General features: G+C 63.3%; 19 protein-coding genes and 1 pseudogene. 10 read left to right on the top strand and 10 right to left on the bottom strand.

Annotated features, from left to right (window positions below; all coding sequences use genetic code 11):
- Nucleotides 1-197: 197 nt before the first annotated feature.
- The gene (locus tag Q5Y72_RS18335; RefSeq protein WP_305964860.1) at nt 198-1397 is read right to left on the bottom strand and encodes a replication initiation protein; all 1200 of its coding nucleotides are present in this window, start codon (nt 1395-1397) and stop codon (nt 198-200) included.
- 516 nt (nt 1398-1913) lie between these two features.
- Here Q5Y72_RS18335 and Q5Y72_RS18340 point away from each other — a divergent pair.
- Nucleotides 1914-3317, top strand: coding sequence for an AAA family ATPase (locus Q5Y72_RS18340; RefSeq protein ID WP_305964878.1), 1404 nt, complete (start codon nt 1914-1916; stop codon nt 3315-3317).
- A complete protein-coding gene (locus Q5Y72_RS18345) occupies nt 3310-4419 on the top strand; it encodes a ParB/RepB/Spo0J family partition protein (RefSeq protein WP_305964861.1) in 1110 nt (369 codons plus the stop codon). Before Q5Y72_RS18340 ends, Q5Y72_RS18345 begins: the two co-directional genes overlap by 8 nt.
- 37 nt (nt 4420-4456) lie before the next feature.
- Here the strand turns inward: Q5Y72_RS18345 and Q5Y72_RS18350 are convergent, their stop codons facing one another.
- Nucleotides 4457-5503, bottom strand: coding sequence for a tyrosine-type recombinase/integrase (locus Q5Y72_RS18350; protein WP_305964862.1), 1047 nt, complete (start codon nt 5501-5503; stop codon nt 4457-4459).
- A 37-nt stretch (nt 5504-5540) separates the two neighbouring features.
- Here Q5Y72_RS18350 and Q5Y72_RS18355 point away from each other — a divergent pair, with 37 nt between their 5' ends.
- The 4 genes from Q5Y72_RS18355 to Q5Y72_RS18370 all read left to right on the top strand — a co-directional run bounded on the left by Q5Y72_RS18355 (nt 5541) and on the right by Q5Y72_RS18370 (nt 7764).
- Nucleotides 5541-5789, top strand: coding sequence for a type II toxin-antitoxin system Phd/YefM family antitoxin (locus Q5Y72_RS18355; RefSeq protein WP_305964863.1), 249 nt, complete (start codon nt 5541-5543; stop codon nt 5787-5789).
- Nucleotides 5786-6181: a type II toxin-antitoxin system VapC family toxin gene (locus tag Q5Y72_RS18360; RefSeq protein ID WP_305964864.1), complete on the top strand. Its 396-nt coding sequence runs from the start codon at nt 5786-5788 to the stop codon at nt 6179-6181. The genes Q5Y72_RS18355 and Q5Y72_RS18360 overlap by 4 nt, the downstream gene beginning before the upstream one ends.
- 154 nt (nt 6182-6335) lie before the next feature.
- Nucleotides 6336-7370, top strand: coding sequence for a helix-turn-helix domain-containing protein (locus Q5Y72_RS18365; RefSeq protein WP_305964865.1), 1035 nt, complete (start codon nt 6336-6338; stop codon nt 7368-7370).
- Between the two features lie 127 nt (nt 7371-7497).
- Nucleotides 7498-7764, top strand: coding sequence for a WGR domain-containing protein (locus Q5Y72_RS18370; RefSeq protein WP_305964866.1), 267 nt, complete (start codon nt 7498-7500; stop codon nt 7762-7764).
- A 16-nt stretch (nt 7765-7780) separates the two neighbouring features.
- Here the strand turns inward: Q5Y72_RS18370 and Q5Y72_RS18375 are convergent, their stop codons facing one another.
- Nucleotides 7781-8437 carry a DUF6998 domain-containing protein gene (locus tag Q5Y72_RS18375; protein ID WP_305964867.1) on the bottom strand — a complete coding sequence of 219 codons (657 nt, stop codon included), beginning with the start codon at nt 8435-8437 and terminating at the stop codon, nt 7781-7783.
- Nucleotides 8438-8468: 31 nt separating this feature from the next.
- Here Q5Y72_RS18375 and Q5Y72_RS18380 point away from each other — a divergent pair.
- Nucleotides 8469-8645, top strand: a pseudogene (locus Q5Y72_RS18380) (integrase core domain-containing protein); the annotation flags it as partial.
- 428 nt (nt 8646-9073) lie between these two features.
- Here the strand turns inward: Q5Y72_RS18380 and Q5Y72_RS18385 are convergent.
- Both Q5Y72_RS18385 and Q5Y72_RS18390 read right to left on the bottom strand, forming a co-directional pair.
- Nucleotides 9074-10306: a M24 family metallopeptidase gene (locus tag Q5Y72_RS18385; protein ID WP_305964868.1), complete on the bottom strand. Its 1233-nt coding sequence runs from the start codon at nt 10304-10306 to the stop codon at nt 9074-9076.
- 114 nt (nt 10307-10420) lie between these two features.
- Nucleotides 10421-11317, bottom strand: coding sequence for a LysR substrate-binding domain-containing protein (locus Q5Y72_RS18390; RefSeq protein WP_305964869.1), 897 nt, complete (start codon nt 11315-11317; stop codon nt 10421-10423).
- A gap of 91 nt (nt 11318-11408) precedes the next feature.
- Here Q5Y72_RS18390 and Q5Y72_RS18395 point away from each other — a divergent pair, with 91 nt between their 5' ends.
- The 3 genes from Q5Y72_RS18395 to Q5Y72_RS18405 all read left to right on the top strand — a co-directional run bounded on the left by Q5Y72_RS18395 (nt 11409) and on the right by Q5Y72_RS18405 (nt 14155).
- Nucleotides 11409-12206 (top strand): creatininase, encoded by a 798-nt coding sequence (locus tag Q5Y72_RS18395; protein ID WP_305964870.1) that lies wholly within the window; start codon nt 11409-11411, stop codon nt 12204-12206.
- On the top strand, nt 12203-12514 hold the full coding sequence (locus tag Q5Y72_RS18400; protein ID WP_305964871.1) for a TOBE domain-containing protein: 312 nt from the start codon (nt 12203-12205) through the stop codon (nt 12512-12514). Before Q5Y72_RS18395 ends, Q5Y72_RS18400 begins: the two co-directional genes overlap by 4 nt.
- Before the next feature lie 66 nt (nt 12515-12580).
- On the top strand, nt 12581-14155 hold the full coding sequence (locus tag Q5Y72_RS18405; protein ID WP_305964872.1) for a BCCT family transporter: 1575 nt from the start codon (nt 12581-12583) through the stop codon (nt 14153-14155).
- A gap of 150 nt (nt 14156-14305) precedes the next feature.
- On the opposite strand, the gene Q5Y72_RS18410 is transcribed toward Q5Y72_RS18405, so the two are convergent.
- The 5 genes from Q5Y72_RS18410 to Q5Y72_RS18430 all read right to left on the bottom strand — a co-directional run.
- Nucleotides 14306-14464 (bottom strand): helix-turn-helix domain-containing protein, encoded by a 159-nt coding sequence (locus Q5Y72_RS18410; RefSeq protein WP_305964873.1) that lies wholly within the window; start codon nt 14462-14464, stop codon nt 14306-14308.
- 6 nt (nt 14465-14470) lie between these two features.
- Nucleotides 14471-14662 carry a hypothetical protein gene (locus Q5Y72_RS18415; RefSeq protein ID WP_305964874.1) on the bottom strand — a complete coding sequence of 64 codons (192 nt, stop codon included), beginning with the start codon at nt 14660-14662 and terminating at the stop codon, nt 14471-14473.
- A gap of 429 nt (nt 14663-15091) precedes the next feature.
- Entirely contained in the window at nt 15092-15259 is a 168-nt protein-coding gene (locus Q5Y72_RS18420) for a hypothetical protein (protein ID WP_305964875.1), read from the bottom strand.
- 11 nt (nt 15260-15270) lie between these two features.
- Nucleotides 15271-15456: a hypothetical protein gene (locus tag Q5Y72_RS18425; protein WP_305964876.1), complete on the bottom strand. Its 186-nt coding sequence runs from the start codon at nt 15454-15456 to the stop codon at nt 15271-15273.
- Nucleotides 15453-16090: ArdC family protein (locus tag Q5Y72_RS18430; protein ID WP_305964877.1), on the bottom strand; the 638-nt coding region annotated here is incomplete at its 5' end. The genes Q5Y72_RS18430 and Q5Y72_RS18425, both read right to left, overlap by 4 nt.

Consider the following 16090-nt stretch of genomic DNA (forward strand, 5'->3'; position numbering starts at 1 on the left):
ATCCTCGGACGCTAACTAAGCTGATCGTGCCGGACCAGCCTAAGAAGCGTCCGACCGCCTGAAGGCGCGCAAGGATCTCGCGCATAGGCCACCACCCTGACGGCGCCCGTAGGTTGTCAGGTGCAGAACCGGATCAAACTTGACTGCTTCCTTGAAACGCTGATTGGAAGGCGCCGTCCGCTGCAATACGACTATTCCTAAGGTGCCTCATCCTCAATTTCATCGAAAAGCCCCGGCGACATCTCGGCCCAGAACAGCCTGATTCTTGCGGCATTCAGCGGCGACATCCAGCCGTGTTTGGAAAAGTCGTCGCGAGCCTTGCCGTCTGTAAGTTGGCTCAGGAACAATCGCCGGTCTGCGTCGCGCTGCGTGGGCGTGCGTGCCTTCACCACCTCCAAAATCCGGCGCAGACGCTCGGCCCGTGCATTGATGGGGACCGTCCCTGCCCTGCCGCCATCATCCGTTTCAACACCGAAATTGCCGTCCAGCGCGGCGCTGAGATAGCCGACCTTGCTTTTGACGTTCTTGCGCGTCTCGACATAGTCCAGCTTAGCAGTCACCTGTTCCTCGCCATGAACGCTCAGCCACTGGCGCGCCAGCCGGTCGCTGACTCCCATCTGACGCAGCCGCGCATAGACCGGGCCGTGCCGCATCCCCTCTCCATCGTCGATGTCCAGAATCGCCAGCTGTGGGTTGTCCTTGATCAGGAACCTGATCTCGGTGACCGCCCTGCCCTGCTTGCGCGTCTCAGGGGTAACGATGATGTTGCTGGTCTTGTTCACCTCGGCGACGGCGGGCTTGATCACCTTGGCGTTCAGATGCTTGAAGGTCTCGTAATAGCTGGAGCCGTCCACCCCCATCAGCCGCCGGAACAGGTCCAGCGGCCACCAGCCGGTCGACCCTATCCTTACGAAGCGATAGCAGTTCTCGTAGAGCGCCAATGCATGCCCTGAGGTGAATCGCCGCTGGATGTTCAGATTGATCAGCGCGAACACCTTGGGATCGTGCAACTTCTCGGCCAGTGCCGGCGAATATGCGTATTCGCACACCCCGCCCTTCAGCTTGGCATAGCTGACCAGGCTGGACACGCCCCATTCCTGCTGGCCCTTCTCGTCCAGCATGTCCCATTCGGCGACCGTCTCGGCCAGCCCGCGCAGGGACTGCTTCAGCGTCTCCATGTCGTTCGAGTTATAGCCGATCATCAGGCACAACGTGCGCGCGTCGATCTGATGGCGGCTGCGGCTGGTCAGCGTATCATAGGCGTTCAAGAGCAGCACGTTCGATAACTTGCGCTGTAGCAGAGTCAGCTTGCCAGACACATGGATCGCGGCCACATGTTTCTTGACAGCGCCACGTCGCAGCGCACCCGACAGCTGATCGCGGGGAATATCGTCCATCGTTCTGCTCGTCTTGTTTTGATGGCATTATGCCCGAAAAGGTACCTTCCGGCAACGGCGGTCAAGGCGCCCATCTGCAGGACGGACCGATCCCGCAGACGGGTACCTTGATCTCTGAAAGGCACTAAAGGGACCCATTTTCGGGATAGCAGGTACGTTTTTTACATGGTTCCGTGCCCAAGTGATCAGTTTTTCGCCCTATCCCGCATGCGAATACCCATCCTCCCGCGAATCGGGACCCTTCCACCCGTATCCGGGTCCCTTTTATCCTGTATTCGGGTGCCAAAGGCACCGTAAACGGGCGCCTATCGTCGCGCAATTTATTGATATAAATCATCAATTCGTGATTAAAGACTCTAAAGACTCTAAAGTTCCTACAAGCTTTATGCCGGTGCTTTCTTCAATATTTGATAGGTTTCGCCGCGAAACCCTTCTGTGCCGATTCACATGGGCCGCAGCATGTGCGATAGTTTTGCCAAAACTCATAACGAAGCAGTACATCGCAAAGGGATCGAGATGTCAGGCAAGGAACCCCTTCCCCCCTATTTCAGCATCGACCCGGCCAGGGCCGCACAGCGGTTGTCGGATCCTATCGGAACCGCCCGATTCGCCAAAGCAGCCGCATTCGCTGCCCGCGGCCGGCAGGATCTGGCTGAACGCGGCTATGCTCCAGACGGGCGCAAACGCCTGCGTCGTTTTTCCACGTGGGAGGTGTGTCGCTATCTGATCCCGGTCGCCCCGGCCCATTTCCGGCGTGTCCTGCGGAAATACCCAGAATTGCCGCAGGGTGCGGGTGAAGGAAACTCGAAGTGGTTCACCCTCGAAGAGGTTCTGCGCCTGCGCGACCACTTTGCGGCTGAGGGCGCGCCGGATCGCGAATACCGCCCGTGGCGACCCCAAGGATTGCCGGCAAAGACCATCGCAGTAGCAAATTTTAAGGGCGGAGTAGGCAAGACCAGCACAGCGGCGCATCTGGCCATGTCGGCTGCGCTGGACGGCTATAAGGTGCTGGTGATCGATCTCGACAGTCAGGGCAGCATGACCTCGATTATGGGCGGTCAAGTGCCCGACGAATGGTCCACGGCCTTCCCGCTTCTGGCTAGGGATTATGCACTGGCCCTGCAGGATGAGAACCGCGTTCGTGAGGCTGCCAATCTCGCACCCCTGCCCTTCGATGAGACCCTGACCGAGGCGCTGAAGATCAGTGCGCGCGACGTGATTCAGCCAACCCACTGGCCGAATATTGACCTCCTTGGCGCGCAGCTGAACCTTTACTGGGCCGAATTTCAGGTGCCGGTCTGGCGAATGGGGCTGCGTGGCTGGCCACTGTGGGACGCGCTGTCGAACAGTCTGAGCAACGACCGAATCATAAACGATTACGACATCATCATTCTCGATACTCCGCCTGCCCTTGGCTATCTGACTATCAACGCGCTGGCTGCCGCCGACATCCTTCTGGTGCCGCTTGGCGCGACCTTCCTTGAATTCGATTCGACCGGACGATTCTTCGACATGCTTTATTCTACCTTCGCCAGCGTCGAGGATGGCGAGAACGCGGCCCGACGGCGTGATGGCCTGCCCGAAATGCGTTTCGAATGGGACGCCGTGCGCGCGCTGATCACGCGCTTCGACGCCGGTCAGCAGACCGATCTGGCCAATGTCATTCAGGCCTATTTCGGGGATTTTATGACCACCTATCGTCAGGAGCTTACTGCGATGGTCGGACAGGCCGGCGAACAGGTGAACGGCATCTACGAGGCCGATTACCGCGAATTCAATCGCGATACTTATGTTCGCGGCCGCGAGACATTCGACCGCACATGGGCGGAGGTCAAGGAGCTCATCCTTGGTGCTTGGTGGCGCGATCAGCAGATGGAACAGGCCGAAAAGGCTGACGAGGAGGAGCAGGCAATTGGTTAAGCGCAGGCGTCTTGAAACACCCAGCAACGCCGATCTGGACCGGATCGAACAGCAGTTTCGCAGCGAAACCTCTGACCGGCACACGCCAGTGCGGGGGATCGCGCCGATCGCGCAGGTGGCGGCCGACAGCGCCGCCCTGGCGCAAACCGAAAACGCGGATGCCCGCGCGGTTCGCGCCCGACTCGAGGCCGACGCCGCGAGGCTGCGCGCCGCGCAGGAGCAGGGGTTGCTAATGGTCGAGTTGCCGGTCGATGACATCGACGAAGGCGCGATGATCAGGGATCGGCTGACATTGAGCGAAGATGACATGCAGGAGCTGCGACAGTCGATCGCGGCATACGGGTTGCGTCTACCGATCGAGGTGTTCGAACTGGAAAAGCCGGGCAGGGAAGGGCAACGCTATGGACTGCTGTCCGGCTATCGCCGACTGCTTGCGACCCGCAACTTACTGGAACTGACCGAGGCCGACAAGTATCGCAGCATTCGCGCGGTGATCCGGCCACGCGAGGACAGCGGCGGCGCCTTCGTGTCGATGATCGAGGAGAACGAGGTTCGCGAGGAACTCAGCCATTTTGAACGCGGCCGGATAGCCGTTATTGCCGCCGATCAGGGGGCTTTTGCCAACACCGAAGAAGCCGTAGCGAGGCTGTTTGCGACCGGCTCCAAGGCCAAACGATCGAAGATCCGGTCCTTCGCGGCGATATTCGAGGAACTAGGCGATATGCTGCAATTCCCCGAGTGCCTGACCGAACGGCGCGGCTTGCAGCTTGCGGGCGCGTTGCGGCGGGGAGCGGAAGGTAAGTTGCGCGAGGCGCTATCGCAATACACCCCGGCTGACGCCGAAGAAGAATGGTCGATGATCGAACCCGCCATCCGCAAGCTGGACCAAGATTCGCGGGATCCCGGTCGCGGCGGGCGTCCGAAGGCAAAACCGGCCGGTCTTGGTTGGATCGATGACAAGACCTTGCGTACCTCCAGCGGTATCACGATACGTCGGGCGACCGACAGCAAGGGCCATGTCCTTCGACTGGAAGGCGATGCAATCACTTCCGATCTGGTGGACAGCCTGATGCTGGAAATCCAGGCGCTGCTTGAGAAATGATCCGGGTTTCGCTGCGAAACCGTCCGTCGAGGCGCCTCTAGTCCTCCAGCAGATCTGTTGCGGGGTTTTTTGTGATGTCGACATCGGCATAGTATTGCTGTGCCTGGTTGAGGCTGCGGTGCAGGCTCAGCTGCATGGCGGCGGGCAGGGGGGCGCCGTCCAGCGCGGCCTGGGTCAGGAATCCGGCGCGCAGCCCATGGGCGCTGGCGAAGCCCGGCGGATAGCCGGCCAGCTCCAGCCGGTGGCGCAGCAGCACCGACAGGCCATGCGCGCTGAGCCGCCGGGGCAGGGGCCGGTCGGCCAGGCTGACCGGCCGGAACAGCGGCCCCTCGGCGATCCGGGCGGCGGCGATCCAGCGCATCACCGCGCGCGCGGCGCGGCCCTTCAGCGGCAGGCGCGGCGCGGCATCGGGACCGGTGGTCTTGGTGGTCAGCAGCCGGATCCGCAGCAGCCCGTCCGCCGCGAAGTCCCGATCGTCGATGTCGTCGCGGTTCAGCGCCACGATCTCGGACCGTCTGCGCCCGCCCGAGGCCCAGCCCAGCATCAGCGCGGCCCGGTCGCGCAACCCGCGATGGCTGTGGTCGCAGGTGGCCAGCATCGCCTCCAGGACCTCACGGGTGATCGGATGTTCGGATTTGCGCCGGCGGGGCCGGGCGGCCGCCCGCCGCGCCTTGGCCCGCGCCTGCCGGATCAGCGGCGCCTCGAAGGGCGAGGCGAGGTTCTTCATGCGGTGAAAGGCCCGCCAGGAGGCGATGCGGCGGTCCAGCGTCGACGGGGCAGGGCAGGCGAGGCTGCGCCGGAGCCCGGCCGCGATCAGCGCCTCGGCCGCCGCGCGGGCCGGGCCGGCGGCCTCGGTCAGATCGGCGGCGTGGTCGAGGACAAAGCGCAGCGCCACCGCCTCGGTCTCGGGCCAGTCCAGCGCGGCGCCGAAGGCGGCCAGCTTCCAGGCGGTGATATAGGCCAGGTCGCGCTCCCAGGCGCGCAGGGTGTTTTCGGGGGTGCCGCGACGGTAGAGATTGGCCAGCGCCTCAAGCTCGGCGGCGGGCAGGTGGGCGGGAAGGGGCAGGGGTTGATAATCGGACATGAACAAGCTAGATTACAGACCAGTTTAAGGAGGACTCATGCGTGAGATCGGCGCCTTCGAGGCGAAGACCCATCTTTCGGAGTTGCTGGCGGCCGCGGAGGCCGGTGAATCGGTCCTCATCACCCGGCGCGGCAGGCCGGTGGCGCGACTTGTGCCCGCCGGGCCAGCCGCCGATCGGATCGCCGGACTTCGCGGAATCCGGACGCTGCGCGCGCGGCTGGCAGGCCGCGGTATCGCCCTGAGCGCCGACGAGATCCTGTCGGCACGGGATGAGGGCCGGCGGTGATCTTGATTCCGGACGCCTCGGCGCTGATGGCCTGGGTCATGCCGGACGAGACGGGTCCCCACCTGGACGCCGCCCTCGCGGCGGGGGACAGCGTGGTCGCGCCATGGCTCCTGTGGGTCGAGCTGCGCAACATCCTGCTGGTCAGCGAACGGCGCGGGCGGCTGCCCGTCGGCATGGCGGAACAGATCCTGGAGCCGCTCGAGGCCCTCGGGATCGTGCTCGATATCGCGCCATCCGCGCCGGTGGTGATGGATCTCGCCCGCCGGCACGGGTTGACCGCCTATGATGCGCTCTACCTGGAATGCGCGCTGCGGCAGGGCGGCGTCTTGACCAGCTGCGATCGGGCGCTGCTGCGGGCGGCCGCGGCGGAAGGGGTCGACACGCTCGGCTGACGGGGACATGCGGGGCCTCGGGGCGATTTCCTGACGCCATGATAGTGAAATTCGCGCTCAAGCCAAGACACTTGATAAGTGTACCTTATCGAGAGTGATGGGCAGCTGTATGGTCCCCCTTCAGTACGCCGCATAATTGGCGTATTCTGCGGCCATGAGTGGTGGCGATCCAGAGATGATGGTGCCCGAGGAGGGTCTCGAAGGCGCCCAGCCGGGGCGTTCTGGCCCCGGTTCCGGCGCCGGGCACCCTCCCCTGGTCGATCCGCTGGCCTGGCGGCGGGCCGAGGCCGATCTGGCGCCGGAACTCGCGCGGGCGGCGATGGCGCTGGGTCGGTTCGACGGCGCCCTGGCGATGCTGGACGGGACCGGACTGCGGCCGGGCGTGCTGTCGCGGCTGGCCATCCGCGAGACAGAGACGCTGCTCTGGGTCGCCGGGACGCCGCTGCCGGCCGAGGATCTGGGCCGCGACATGATGGAGGCGCGGGCGAACAGCGATCCCGAGGCGCTGCGCGCGGGACGGTGGGCGGTACGGCGCCTGCAGGGCAGGGGGCGGCTTCAGGATCTGCGCGACTTCCTGGCGCTGCAGGCCGCCCCCGATCTGCTGGCCGACCTGCCCTGGCGCGGCCGGGCGACGGGCGCGGAATTCGACGCGGCGGAGACCGCGTTCCGGGCGCGGCAGGCCGAGGCCGAGATGCTGCATCCGCTGACCCGCGCGGCGTTCGGCGAGGTCTTGTGGCGGCTCTCGGACCTGTCGCCCGAGGGCGATGTCATCGAGCCGGCCTGCTGGGCGGCGCGCGCGATGGCGGGCGCCTGCGAGCATGCCGGCTTCGTGCCGTTCGGCACGGCCCGCCGCGGCCTGCGCCTTGCGGGCGGCGCGCCGGCGCAGCGTCTGGCGGCCTGGTACGGCGCCATCGCGACCGGCGCCCGGGAGGCGCGCACCGAACTTGCGCGGCTCGCCGCCTGGCAGGCGCAGGCGCTGCGGATGACCGCCCGGATCAAGGGGGCCAACCCGGCGCGGGTCATCGCGGCGCTGGTCGCGACGCCGCTGGTGACGCCCGCGATGGTCGCGGAAACCGCCGAGGTCAGCCGCGATACCGCCGAACGCCTGCTGGCCCGGCTGGCCGGCATGGATCTCGTGCGCGAGACCACCGGCGCCAGCCGGTTCCGGCTCTGGACCGCGCGGCTGTGATGCGGCCCGCGTCGACCGGGCCCGCTCTGGACGATCGCGGCGATCCATCAACGCGGTGAATAGGTCAGGCCGGTTCGATTCGGAATTGTCGTTGGACCGCGCGGACAGGCCGGCCGAGACTGGCGGCATGACCCAGCCTGCTGCCGAAATTCACTGCCTCTGGCGCCGCGACCCCGTCCGGAACATGGCGCGGTTCTACCGCCTCGAGACCGCCCCCGACCTGTTCGGCGGCGCCGTCCTGATCCGCAGCTGGGGCCGGACCGGCGCGATCGGCCGCGAGCGCCGAGAATGGTTCGAGACCGCCGAGGCCGCGGCGACGGAAGCCGAGGCCTGGCGAAGGCGCAAACTGCGGCGCGGGTATGGGGGGATGAGCGAGATCGCGGCCGGGCCCTGACGGGGCCCGCGCCGCGCTAGCCGAGCGCCTTGATGATGTCCGAGCCGAGCGCCCGCGTATTCTTTGGCCGGCCGGATCCCGAGAGGATATCGACGCCGATATCCCGGGCGATCTCGCGAAGGACCGGCTTTGCAGGCGCCACGGGCAGGTCCTCGCGCTCGACCAGGATCGAGCCGTTTTCCAGCTGCGCCACGCGGATGTCGCGCCAGAGCGCCACGGAGACACGCTTCAGCCGCGAGAGATCGGGTGCCGGGCCAGACCGGCGGGAGATGTTGTATGAGAGCTTGGTGCCGCTGTCCCGGAGCCGGGGAATCAAATCGGCGATCGGTGCGTCGAGCAGCTCGATGATGGAGGGTTCGTCCTCGTCGAGTTCGAGCTTCAGGATCATGACCCGATCGGCCTGCCCGATGGTGGATTTGCGGAAGCTGACATGGCCTGAACTGGTGATGGTCTTAACCTGGATGCGCTCGCCGTCGGCAGAAACGACATCATAGCCCTGCTGGTTCACCGCGCCGGCCATCTGCCCGCGGGTGATCATTGCGGCATAGAGTTCGCCGATCCGGCCGGTCAGATGGTTCAGCTCGCCCAGAGGCGTGCCCCAGGAGAGCTCCCTTTCGAGCCATTGCAGCGCCTCGCCGAGGGAGCGGATGATCTGGATCTGGCTGAGCGACATGCGGTCTCCGATTGACGGGTGCGACCATCCCAGCATCGCGGCCTTCGCGCGAAGGGCAAGAGCGCGCAGCCAATCGCGGACGGAGTGCCTGAACGCACACTGGTTCGTGAGCCTTGCCGATGCCCGTGAAAAGCTGGAAGACTCGCGTAGACACTACGACGAGGACCGACCCCACGGCGCGATCGGATCCAACGTCCCGATTGCCCTGCATTATCCCGATGGCGCCATCAGCCGTCATCGTGAGACGGCCGGAAAAATCCAGCTTCCGGCGGTCCAAGATTGGGGAGCAGTGCAAATGAAACTCGGACTCCGGCGTCACCTGGATGAGTGTCGGGGATCAGAGCACTCATAAAGCCGTGCTTCCGTAGAATTCGGGGCAGTTCACCTTGTCGAAAGAGAGTTCAACGGGGTTCGGAACCCTGCGCCAGAACAGACGGGCTTTCAGGATCTGATAAACTGCCTGAACTTGGGTTGTTGCGGGCACTGGTTTGCATCGTGAGAGAAACGCCGGATCCAACCGCAATCACCGTGTAACCGAGCCCCTGAACTTCACGAGACAGGAGAACGACCGTGACGACCAGCGCCAAAAAGGCGCTGGTCGTGGCAATCGCGTTCGCTATCGAAATCGCGTTGGCCCTAGTTCTTGATGACATTGTGCTCGGGGCCGTAGGGGAAGCCGGTGATGTTCTCGACCGTGTTGTCTTCACCGATGACCAGGATGTCATGTTCGCGGTACCCGCCGGCACCCGGCTGACCCTCCGGGATCATTACCATGGGCTCCATGGAGACCACCATGCCGGGCTTGAGCACGGTGTCGATATCCTCACGCAGTTCGACACCGGCCTCACGACCGTAATAGTGGCTCAGCACGCCGAAACTATGCCCGTAGCCGAACGACCGGTACTTCAGCAGATCCCATTCGCGATACATCTCGTTGAGTTCGATCGCGATTTCCATGCAGCGCGCGCCGGGCTTGATCAGCTCCAGACCGCGTTCATGGACCTTCACGTTCTTCTCCCAGATGTCAAGGCTGGCATCGTCCACGTGATCGCAGAACAGGGTGCGTTCCAGCGCCGTGTAGTAGCCGAAGATCATCGGGAAGGTGTTGAGCGACAGGATTTCGCCCGACTGCACCTTCTTGTTGGTCACGGGGTTGTGCGCGCCGTCGGTATTGATGCCGGACTGGAACCAGGTCCAGGTGTCCATGAGTTCCACGAAGGGGAACGAGCTAGCGATTTCGCGGATCATCGCGTTGGTGCCGGCGATCGCGACTTCATGCTCGGGAACCCCCGCCTTGACGGCGGCGGCAACAGCGGCCCCACCCACATCGGCGACGCGCGCCCCTTCCTTGATAAGCTTGATCTCTTCGGCGGACTTGATCGTGCGCATCCACATGGCTGGCTGGCCGACATCGACGAACTCGACGCCGGGCAGGGCGTCCTGCAGAAGCTGGCGATACTCGAGCGAGACGTGGTCGAACTCGATGCCGACGCGCTTGGCGCCTGGCGTCAGCTGCTGGATCGCACGATAGAAGTTGTCGCGACGCCAGTCCGTGTACGTGATGTTGTTGCCAAAGCTCCGGCGGAAGGGCTGGCCACCGTCGATCCCGGCGGAAATCGTGGTGGCATTCTTCTGGTCGATGACCATGCCGTATTTGCGGCCGAAATAGCAGTAAAGCCATCCGCTGTAATAGTTGATGCAGTGGTACGACGTGAAGAGCGACGCATCGACGTCGTTCTTGGCCATCCAATCGCGCAACTCGTTCTGGCGACGAGCCATTTCGGCATCCGAGAAAGGAGAGAACTCCTTCTCTCCGTTGTGCCATTCCATGACGTGAAGCATGTCAGCGACGTGGGTGTTACCGTCCATCTCGAGGATCCTTCCTGCTTGCGGTGTTCATATGTCCGTAGCAGCGCCTGATCGCGACGAAAAATTAATTGAAATGATGAGACCATAAGGATTGCAAATTTACTGCGATGTCCGTCATCCCGCCCGCGTACGGGTCGGCAGGCGGAAAGTCGAAACCTCTTCCGTGATCTGTTCGATGAGCCTGAGAGCGGCATCCGACATCTTCACATGCTTGTAGAACAGCCCGACATGGATTTTCGACAGCTGCGGAAACCCGTCGCTCGGCGTGAGAATGCGCATGCCGGGCATCAGCGTCTTCTTTGTGAGCGCGGTGACGCCCATGCCATGCAGGACCGCCTTCTGGAGGGCGGACACCCCGAGGCTCTCGAAAGATACGCGCCAGTCCCGGCCTTCGGAATTCAGCGCGTCGATCATGCGCTTGCGATACGGACAGCCCTGCGGGTGTGCGACGATCTTCAGCGGTTGGTCCGGGTCGATCCGACAATCTCGTTCGCATGCCCAGACCGGCCGTTCTGACCAATAGATCGAGACATGCGGTGCAGGCATCGCGTCGGTTACGGCGATCGTCATGTCGAGATCATCGACATGCAGTGCCGACAGCAGCTTTCTGCTCCAGTCGCACCGGATGTCCAGCAGGACGGCCGGGTTGTCGGCAGAAAACCGCGCGATGATGCTCTGGAAGAAGTCGATGGAGTAGTCGACCGGTAGGCCGATCCGCAGGGTCCCAAGGAAAGCCGCCTGTTGCAGGTTGGCGACGGCGCGATCATTGAGGCGCAGTATCTCGCGCGCATAGCCCAAAAGTGTTTGCCCTTCCGGCGTCAGCTCGATCTGCTTTCCCTGGATATCGACCAACTTGCTGCCCGCTATTTCTTCCAGGCGCTTGATCTGCAGGGAGATCGCCGGCTGCGTCCGACCCAGTACGATCCCTGTTTCGGTGTAGCTGCGCAAGTCGGCGACAGTCACGAAGGTCCGCAGCAAGTCCGTTCGGAGGTTGGTGAACCGGCGCATCATTAACAATCCTTATTTAAGTATTGTTACTATAAATTTAAATCAAAAGGCAAGGTGCCCTACGGTCTGGCGATATTGAGATGCGGGGGGTGTAATGCCACAGTCTACCGTCTTCGCCGCTGAGTTGCCCTGGCCCGACTACCAGAAGCGGGTTCAAGGGGGCGAGGTGCCTGTCCTGATCCCCCTGGGGTCCATGGAACAGCACGGGCATCACATGCCGATGCATGTCGATGTCCTGCTGCCGACCGAATTCGCGCGCCGCGCTGCGGAACAGGTCGGCGCCCTTGTCGCGCCACCGTTCACATACGGATACAAGTCGCACCAGAAGTCGGGCGGCGGGAACTTTTTCCCGGGAACGACCAGCCTCGATGGGGCGAGCCTCGTCAATGCGCTTAAGGACGTGGTCAAGGAATTCGTGCGGCACGGCGTGCGCAACCTGTGCATCGTCAACGGGCATTTCGAGAACTCGTGGTTCATCACCGAAGCCATCGACCTCGCGCTGCGCGAACTGGGCTGGGGCGATATCCACGACGTCAAGGTCGTGGTTCTGTCCTATTGGGACTTCGTGGATCAGACCGCGATCGACAAGCTTTATCCCGAAGGCTTTCTCGGGTGGGACATCGAACACGGTGGTGTTCTGGAGACGTCGCTGATGCTGCGCCTGCACCCCGACCTCGTGTCGCTCAAGGACGCGGTCGAACACGCTCCCGCGACGTTTCCGCCATATGACGTCTATCCGGCGAAGCGCGACTGGACGCCGGCAAGCGGCACGCTGTCCTCGCCGAAGGACGCGACCGCCGAGAAGGGCGATATCCTGCTGGACGTCTGCACCATGGGCATCGTCCAGGCGCTGCGCGCCGAGTTCGGTTCGCCTTCGAAGGCGGCGAAATGATGCTGCCGAGGAGCGAACTGCCGGATGCGTCGGAAGGCAAGGCGGTGACCTTCATCGTCAGTACCGAGAACATGCAAATGAGCCGGCCCGACTGCGGCCAGACCGGGATTGCAGCCAGTGTCGCGGGCGAAGAATTCATCGGCGGATCCGCGATGGTCTTTCTCGAGGCCGCGGACGGACGTGAAATCAAGGTCCAGAAAAGCCACGGCGAGTTGACCTCGCTGGCCCTGCATACGGGCTTGGAGGTTCTCGTGCAATGGGCGCCCGAAAGCTGCCATGTGCTGCCGGGCGAACACGAATTGACTTGAACGAAATATCCGAGCGCAGGGGTGAGGAGGCGCGCGGAATCCATGCACCCAATGGGAGAGATAAAGATGCTAATTCGATCCGGAGTATTCAGGGGGGTGAATCCGAACTCATCCCTGATCTCGGCTGCCGTGATCCTTCTCTTCGTGTTCCTGGTCCTTGCTTTTCCGACCGGATCCGCGGCGTGGATCGACAGTGCCAGAACCTTTGTCACGTTCTTCTTCAACTGGTGGTACGTAGCTCTTTCAGGAGTATTTCTCGTTTTTCTGATCTTGGTCGCCGTCAGCAAGTACGGCGCTCTCCGCCTCGGTGCCCCGGACGATCGGCCGAAATACAGCTACTTCACCTGGTTCGCGATGCTCTATGCGGCGGGGCAGGGGATCGGGATCATCTTCTGGTCGATCGCCGAGCCAGTCTTTCACTATTCCGGGGGCACGCCCTTTGCCGAGGGAGCAGCCAATCAGGCGGCGGCGGACATGGCGCTTCAGGTCACGTTCTTTCACTGGGGGCTGAACGCCTGGGCGATCTACTGCATCGTGGCGCTGGCGCTTTGCCTGGTCAGCTACCGGCTGAAAAAGCCGCTCGGGATCCGCTACACGCTTTATCCGCTGTTCGGAGATCGCGTCGAAGGGCCGCTCGGCGTGGCAATCGACGTGATCGCCGTGTTTGCGACGATCTTCGGCATCGCCACGTCGCTGGGGCTGGGAGTGACGCAGATCAACGCCGGTCTGAACCATATCTGGCAGGTCCCGATCTCCGAGGCGGTCCAGCTTGTCCTGATCGCCGCGATCACCGCTGTCGCCCTCTGCTCGGTGCTGTCGGGCCTCGATCGGGGCATCAAGTGGCTGTCGCAGGTCAACATGTGGCTCACAATTGTCCTGCTGATGTTCTTCTTCGCCTGGGGGCCGACGCAGTACCTGATCGTCAGCCTGTTTGAAGCGACCGTCGCCTACGCCGCCAACCTGATCACATTCACCCTCTATGTCGAAAGCGTACCGACCGAAGCGACCCGTTGGAGCGACATGTGGCAGGGTTGGTGGACCACCTTCTACTGGGGTTGGTGGATTTCCTGGGCACCCTTCGTGGGGGTGTTCGTTGCGCGCGTTTCCCGTGGCCGCACCGTGCGGGAATTCATTCTGGGCGTCGTCGGAGTGTCCTCGCTGCTGTCCTTCGTCTGGATCGTGGCCTATGGCGGAACGGCGCTCTGGGCCGAGCTCGTCGGGCCTGGCGGCGTGTCCGATGCCGTGAGTGCAAACGTCTCCATGGCGCTTTTCGCGACCTTCGAAGCCATGGATGTAGGCGCGATCGGCGTGGTTGCCGGGGTACTCGGCACGATCCTGGTGACGACTTATTTCGTCACCTCGTCTGACTCGGGAACCCTGGTCGTCGCGACGATCCTGAGCGAAGGCAACGAACACCCGATGTACCGCCACCGGGTCATCTGGGGTTCCCTCGAGGGGATCGTGGCCGCGGTCTTGCTGGTGGCCGGCGGCAGTGCCGCGCTGAGCACCTTGCAGACGGCTGCGATCATCGCGGCTCTGCCGTTCTCGCTAATCATGGTGCTCATGGCCGTCGCCATTATTCGATGTTTGTCGATGGAGCATCTCGCGGAGGAATCCGAACGGCCGCGGGACGCCGCCTGAGCAAGCAGGTAACGTGAGCGAGGTCAGGCCGACGGCAAAGGGGAGGCACATCACAGGGCTTTGGCAACCTCTACCACGCCCGCCCCTGGATCAAACAAACAGATCGCGCGCATCTTGCGCGCGATTTCTTTATCTCCAGGCTTCGGGTCGCTACCCTTCGCAAATGCGGAAGACCGTGCAGAAATGAGAGGCGTCGCAGAAGCCGGAGGCGGCTTCGATCCGGGTGACCGATTGATCGGTACTGGCCAAAAGGTGCCGCGCGACTGCCAGCCGGACAGCAAGACCCGCCTCAGCCGGTGTCAGCTGCAAGGCTGGTCATTCTTGGTCGTCCGCCCGTTTCGGGAAGGCGACCATATCGACGCCGGGGAACATGTTGTGGCGGACCTGGATCGAGGTGATCTCACCGGCGGGGTTGCGGTTGATGAAGAGGACGCCGCAGTCGTCCCAGAAGTTCTTGCCGTCCTTCTCGCCGGTTTTGACGCGGAGCTTCATGTTTTCGGTGGCCATTGGATTTTCCTTTCCTGCTTGTGTTTCGATGAAACCCTGCGGACAGGGCAGACCGAGCGGCTGTCAAAGGCGAATTTGGGGCGCGAGGAATGGCCGCAGGCCAGGGGAAATTCGTCGTTGAAGGCCGACGGCCGTCCGCCGCGCTGCCCTGTCATGTTTCATCAATGAGAAACGCCCCTTGCAGGAACAGGACCAACCGGCCACGGAGCCAAGCGATCGCCAAACCGGCAGCGGGAAGGATGGCAATGGCTGGGGCTGTGCATGTCCTCGGCTGCGCCTGCGGGCCGCACCACTTCCGTCGATTGTCCTTGCCTCTCCGTTCCCGGCGCTGCGCCAGCGGCGCCGGCGCGGCCAGGAGGGGCGGCGCAGCCGTCAATCCTGGCCGCGAAATTCACCCCCGGCCAGATCGCTGCTGGCCGGGGATCGTCCTCAGGTGATTTCCTCGATGAAGCGTTCGCCCCTATAAGGGTCGATCTCATAGATCAGGACCGCGATGCCGAACCGTTCCGCCCGTCGCCGCGCCCTGTGGCGTGCGTCTTCCAGCGTATCGCAGGGGATCGGCAGATCGTCGGGATGGTCTCGCAATTCATAGATCATGGCGTCACCCTCTAAAGCTCGATGCCGGGTTTCAGATTGCCGTCTCCGTCGAGCCAGCCGCGCGCCATCGCGCAGGACATGCAGATGCAGGTTCCGACCGGCTCGCCCGGCACGGTCACGGGCGCGAGAAACACCAGCGGGTTGACGCTGCCGCATTTGCGGCAGGTCAGGACGGGCAGGGGGGTCGGGCCGCTCATGCGGCGGCCCTTTCCGCGATCAAGCCGGCGGGGGCGGTGCGCATCAGCCAGTCGGCGTCCTTCTGCGCCTCGGTCGCGGCCTTGAAGATCATCCGGCGGTCATCTTTCAGCGCCCGCAGCCACGATTGACAATAGGCCGCCGATTGCCCGAAATCAGGCGTCAGGCCGAGTTGCGCGCAAATCATCACTTGCCCAAGCTCAGCGCAGAGCTCTTCGAACGCATAAGATGCCCTGTCGCTGAACCGGGTGAAGCGGTCCAGCCGGTGGGCTGCGCCGGTCGCGTGGCAGCATTCGTGCGCGAGGGTCGCAAAATATCCGCCCGCATCGTGGAAAGTCGCCACAGGCGGCATATGCACGAAATCCCCGGCGATATCGTAATAGGCGCGCGGGTCGTCGCTGGTGCGGCGCGCGATGCCGGTTGCATCAAAGAACGCCTCAAGCGCCGGATCGGCCTCGGTGCCGAGATCGCGCGGTTCTTCGACCGGGGCGGCGTGGTCTTTCTCGGGCATGCCGTCGATCTGATCGGAATTGAACACCCGGTAAGCCTTGGCATAGCCGACGGTCTTTTCGTCGCCGGTCTCGGGATCTTTGCGGTCCATGGTGCCGTATTTGACCACGGTTGCGGACTTTTCGC

Source organism: Paracoccus spongiarum, from assembly GCF_030732095.1.
Taxonomy (GTDB): domain Bacteria; phylum Pseudomonadota; class Alphaproteobacteria; order Rhodobacterales; family Rhodobacteraceae; genus Paracoccus; species Paracoccus spongiarum.